This window comes from Armatimonas sp., assembly GCF_964826245.1.
The window spans coordinates 1-3750 of record NZ_CBAYMC010000339.1; the positions used below are offsets into that span (position 1 = coordinate 1).

Annotated in this window: 5 protein-coding genes; all 5 read right to left on the minus strand. The window is 54.5% G+C overall.

The features are described 5' to 3' along the window. On the minus strand, positions 1–550 hold a 550-nt coding region (locus tag AC1XOS_RS20995), incomplete at its 3' end, for a M28 family peptidase (protein ID WP_481964162.1). Between the two features lie 131 nt (positions 551–681). Next, positions 682–1035 (minus strand): STAS domain-containing protein, encoded by a 354-nt coding sequence (locus AC1XOS_RS21000; protein ID WP_481964163.1) that lies wholly within the window; start codon positions 1033–1035, stop codon positions 682–684. Beyond that, positions 1022–2677, minus strand: a complete 1656-nt coding sequence (locus tag AC1XOS_RS21005) for an ATP-binding SpoIIE family protein phosphatase (RefSeq protein ID WP_481964164.1) — start codon at positions 2675–2677, stop codon at positions 1022–1024. Before AC1XOS_RS21005 ends, AC1XOS_RS21000 begins: the two co-directional genes overlap by 14 nt. Beyond that, complete coding sequence (locus AC1XOS_RS21010) at positions 2674–3093, minus strand: response regulator (RefSeq protein ID WP_481964165.1); 420 nt, start codon at positions 3091–3093, stop codon at positions 2674–2676. Before AC1XOS_RS21010 ends, AC1XOS_RS21005 begins: the two co-directional genes overlap by 4 nt. Further along, on the minus strand, positions 3090–3750 hold a 661-nt coding region (locus AC1XOS_RS21015; protein WP_481964166.1), incomplete at its 5' end, for a sensor histidine kinase. The genes AC1XOS_RS21010 and AC1XOS_RS21015, both read right to left, overlap by 4 nt.

Consider the following 3750-nt stretch of genomic DNA (forward strand, 5'->3'; position numbering starts at 1 on the left):
TCACCGAGTTGCCGACAATGTCATAGGTCGCCATCGCCACCACTTGCTTGCCCTGCTCTTTGAGGCTTTTTGCGAGCTGCGCCGAGCCGAGCAAGCTCTGCTCCTCACCCGTCACCGCAGCAAAGATCACGGTGCAGCGTGGTTTAAGGCCCGCCATGAGCCGTGCACACTCCAGCACCACCGCCACCCCCGAGGCATCGTCGTTGGCACCCGGCGCAGGCGAAGTAGCGTCCAGCACATCCGTCACCCGCGAGTCGTAGTGGCCGGAGACGACGATCACACGCTCGGGAGTATCCGTGCCCGGCAGCATCGCCAGCGCATTGCCAAGCTCCTGCGCCTTGGTCATCCGCCCGCCCGCCGGTTGCACCCAGCGCTGCTGCGCCACCTGCAGATTCCCTCCGTAGCTTTTCAGCTCGCGCTCCAGCCACGCTACCGCCGCATCCGCGCCGCGTGCCCCCGAAAGCGTGTGCCGCGTCGGAATTGCCGCGAGCGAACGAATCGTTGCCTCAAGCCGCACTCGGGAGACACTTGAAATCAATCTCAGTTGCATGCCCTATTGTACAGAAAGCAGATCCCGGATAGGACTGGTGCGGCCTGTGGCTTCGTTTTTTACCGGGCAGAAAAACTGCCCAGTGAGTTCCCTCGACAGTATCGGGTCGTTAAATCCTGCTCAATGATGCTCTACGCAGCCTTCGACAGTGTAAATGCCGCGGCAGCCTCATTCTGAGTACGGGACAGAGGCACGATTTTCTGCACCCGAACCAGCTCAAACATCGCCATCACCCGGGGCTGAACACTACAAAGACGTAGCTCTGCTCCACGAGCACGCACATGTCTTAGAAGAGACAGGATCGCCCCCAGACCGGTACTGTCAATGAACTCAACCTGACTCATGTCAAGAACAATATGAATTTCGCTCGGCAGATGCAGCGCCACTGCCTTCTTGAACTCTGAGGTGTTGCTCATGTCTAATTTCTTTGCCTCAACAATTAAGCAAACAACGGATATATCAATATACGATTTAATTAGTTCCATGGTAGTTATTTTCTGTTTCATCACGTATTATTTTTAATTGCAAGTGATTCCAACCCATTTCATCACGATGATAGGTCACTTCATCAAAGCAACTATTGATCAAATGCCAACCAAATCCACCATTCATAGACCCATCTAGCAAAGGAGGCTGAATGGCATTGATATCAAATGGCCTACCTCGATCATGAAGGATAAAAAGCATTTTATCGTCGTAAACACGCACTTTTAAGCGAAACCATTCTTCGGTACGGCGCACATAAGCATGTTTAATGACATTCCCTGCCGCCTCACTCAGCCCTAGTAAGATATTATCAAGGTACTTCTGAGCCCCACAGGCACGACAGAGCTCTTCGGTCACGTGACGCAGTCTCTCTAGCTCTTCAGGATTGCTGCGAAACTCGATATCTTTCTGAAGTAAGGGGATGGGCAAGCGAGGGCGCATCTTTTCGATACGCACCACGACGCAGGTTAGATCGTCACCGATACCGCCGCGCCAGGCATTTACCGTTTGGCACAAGGCGTTTGCCAGCTCTTGCGGCTCAAGATGGGGGTTTAGGCTTTCCTTCAGTCGCTCCTCACCAAACGGCTCCCCCTCGGCATTTAGTGCCGTCGTGAGGCCGTCGGAGTAGAGAACAAAGATATCTCCCAGGCCAAAAGTGGCAAGGTGCTGCTCATAAAACTCATTTGCGACGGCTCCTAGGGGAACATTGCTCCCTTTTAGAAACATGCTTTCTTGAGTGCTAGCCTGCCAGTGCAAAATACTCGGGTGCCCTGCATCCACAAAATACAGGCGATGTTGATCCCGCATAAAACGCACATAGTTCAGAGTAACAAAGGAGTCAAGGTCGCTGAGAATAGGACTCAATACCGCCTGAAGAGAGCCTACAATCTCCTGCGGCTCAGGTAAGCGCCCGATACAGTGAAACTCCGTAACGAGCCGCCGTGCAACGAGCTGTAGCTGGCTTTTCACCCCCGCACTGACAAGAGCGGCTTTTATCCCCCTACCCATGACATCGCCTAAGACAACATCTAAAGACTGCTCCCGAAACGTGAGAAAGTCGCAGTAGTCGCCCGAGACGTGATCGGCGCCTTGGAGATAGACCCCAACAGAGAGGCCATCCGGATGGCTCGCCGGTCTCTGACGTAACAAAAGCGCACGCTGGATGACAGCTCCCACCTCGAACTCCTGATGGTGAGCCTCTTCAAGTGCTTCAGCCGTCGCCCTTAACTTAGCCTCTATCGCCTTTTGGGCAATGGCGTAGCGGATGGAGCGCTCCATCAGCTCGGGCGTGGCTCGCCCTTTCACCAGATAGTCCGATGCCCCAACGGCAAGTGCCTCTTGATCCACCAAAGGATCATCACTTCCTGTGAGCAAGAGAACGGGTCGTGTGTAGCCCTTTGCACGCGCCTGCTCTAAAAGACTCACACCCGAGGCGCTACCGAGACGATAGTCGAGCAGGCAGATCGCATGCCTGGCTTCACGGCCATTGCTGGGAAGCATCTGCGCCAGAGCCGCTTCTGGCGTGCGTGCCCAGTATGCCTCGTAGCGCTGCTCGCCGGGGATATCAGCCAAAAGATCACGAGCGATCAGAAAGTCTTCCTCGTCGTCGTCTACCACAAGAACTTGCAGCGGGATGCTCATAGAACCGCCTCCGGGGCGTAGCGGACGACCATCTCTTCGGCAAAAGCGACGAGTCCTTCAAACGTAATTGGCTTTATCATAAAGCCTTCTGCGCCAAGGGCAATGGCAGCTTCGATATCATTAGGATCACTAGAAGTCGTCAGGACAACAGTAGGGACGCTGGATAGGGCACGATCTGCTTTGAGTTCCATAAGTGTCTCACGGCCATTCTTGCGAGGCATGTTCCAATCCAACAAGATCAGTCGTGGAAGCGGCTCAAGCTGTCGTAGCAGTGCCAGCAAGAGCTCGCCATCTTCGACAAAACCAACACAGTCCACGGAAGTACATTCATCAAAGGCGTCTTTTGCCATGAGACGATCATCAGGATCGTCATCGGCCATCACGATGCGCAGGGGAAACTCGGACGAATATCTCATGCCAATGCTCCTTTTTGTTGTAAGGGAAGCTCCACGGTAAAGACAGCCCCTGCACTAGAGCTGCTACTTGCTTCAATCGTCCCTCCATGTCGCTCGGCAATTCGGCGACAGATCGCCAGACCGATACCGGTTCCTTCGTAGGTTCCCATCCCATGAAGGCGCTCAAAGACCTCAAAGATACGCTCCGCGTGCTCGGGAGCAAAGCCAATCCCATTGTCCGCGATCTGAATGGAGACATAACCAGGGCGGCTAGACTTCGCCGCCACGCTGACTTCGGGCGAGCTACCAGGGCGGGAGAACTTGAGCGCATTGCACAGCAGATTTTGAAAGAGCTGGCGCATCTGCATAGCATCAGCCTCAATGTGTGGCAAGGCTCCCAGAGTCACTTGTGCTCCCGACGAGACCACGCGCACCTCCAGGTCCGAGAGCACCTCGTAGACCACCGTTCCCAGATTCACCTCAACAAAGGACTGGCCCTTACTTGTCACGCGTGAGTACGCTAGAAGATCATCAATCAATGCCTGCATGCGCTCCGTGGCCGAGACCATGCGTGTCAGATAGTCTTGCCCATCCGTGGAAAGACGCGCTGCCTCTTTGGCTTTGAGCCGTCCTCCAAATGCCTGAATCTTTCGTAGCGGCTCTTTCAGATCATGCGAG